Raw genomic sequence first — 1545 nt, forward strand, 5'->3', positions numbered from 1 at the left:
AGCATACTCAAAATTCTTTAAGGGTGTCCGTGCATCTAAAGATATGTTTGAGCGTTGGCAAATAAAACACTATATCTCATGCTTTGAAATTACCCACGGTGCAAATGGATTCCATCCCCATTATCACGTTTTATTATTTGTTCCTTACTCTTTAGGCAAAGAATCATTACCAGGTATTAAGCAGGATATGTACAACATCTGGAAAGATTGCTGTGAGAAATCAGGATTAGATACTCCAAGTGAAAAACACGGATTAGATTTACAAGGCGGAAATGAAGCAGGTAGTTATGTTGCAAAATGGGGCTTAGAGCATGAGATGACTAAGGGTCATATCAAAAAAGGAAAAGAAAATTCCCGCACCCCTTTTGATATTTTGAGAAGTTATTCAGATTCAGAAAATGAAACAGATGCCAATCTGTTCAAATTATATTATTTTGCTTTCAAAGGCACTCGCCAGTTGAATTGGTCGAAAGGTCTTAAAAAGTTGGTTAGTAAAGCAGAAGAAAAAACCGATCAGGAAATTGTAGACGATACCGACAACGTAGCGGAGCTGCTTTTTAAGCTAGATATTGAAATGTGGAATGCTGTTAGAAAACAGAAAAAACAGGGTGAATTACTAGTTGCTGTTGCAGAAGATCAGACACTTAAAAAACCGATGGAACTAATAAGGCAATGCTTACTTAATTATGGATTAATAAGGCATAACAATATTTTGATTTAGGGATCATATTTTTGATTAATCAGAATAAATTGATTTTATTTATTTTTAATCTTATAGTTATAGTCTCAAGGCCGCGCAGTCTTAACCGCTGGTCTAGTCGTTATCCTCTGTTTCACTAAGTGAAAATAAGTTAACGCTGTCTAACAGTTAGGTTAAGTTAGATATTGTGAAGATTTATACAACCTTATAAATCTTCTTCCGAATTTTATTAACGCCTGAGATAAATATCTTGGGCGTTTTTTTATGCTTTATTTTACAGAGCGAGTGTCTACGAGCGAACTGACACAACAAGAATTACAAAATATTCCTTTCTTTGATTACAGCTTTCATCTGAACCAAGATCGGGAGTTTTTCGGCTATGCCGACAAGAAAATATTTGCTTATTTTTTGAATAGATGTAATATTGTTGCCATAGGTAACAGGAATTTAAGAATGACCAGAAAACGCATTGCTTTGAGTGTTCCTCCTGAGATGGAAGAAGTTTTAGATAAGATTTCTGACTTAACAGGACAACCTAAGACAAAGATTATTTTAGAGATGTTAGAACAATATGTTCCAGTGCTTGAGCAAACTATAGAAGCCTTAGAGCAGATTAGAGATAACAAAGAAAATGCCTTGAGCATTGTTCAAAAATTTGCAGGTGATCTTTTGCTTGATGGTAACCAAAAGCTAGGACAGATTGCTACTGAGGTTAAGAACCTCAAATAACAGAAAAGCCCTGAGAACGGCAATTCTCAAGGCTTTGGAATCCTGTAGTTGTACGGCAACATTTTAGGAGCTACCTAAATGAATAGGAGCAATACTATTGTACGGTAACAAAAATG

The 1545-nt window shown here is 35.3% G+C and carries 1 protein-coding gene and 1 pseudogene; both read left to right on the top strand.

Going from position 1 to position 1545, the window contains the following annotated elements; translation table 11 throughout:
• Positions 1–721: pseudogene (locus FTV31_RS16775) on the top strand (protein rep); the annotation flags it as partial.
• Between the two features lie 243 nt (positions 722–964).
• Complete coding sequence (locus FTV31_RS17485) at positions 965–1429, top strand: hypothetical protein (protein ID WP_257222737.1); 465 nt, start codon at positions 965–967, stop codon at positions 1427–1429.
• Positions 1430–1545 lie beyond the last annotated feature (116 nt).

This window comes from Acinetobacter sp. YH16031 (assembly GCF_013417335.1).
In the GTDB taxonomy this organism is placed as follows: domain Bacteria; phylum Pseudomonadota; class Gammaproteobacteria; order Pseudomonadales; family Moraxellaceae; genus Acinetobacter.

Coding starts and splice junctions, on each gene's coding strand:
- FTV31_RS17485 (WP_257222737.1), top strand. CDS start 965: ATGCTTTATTTTACAGAGCGAGTGTCTACGAGCGAACTGACACAACAA.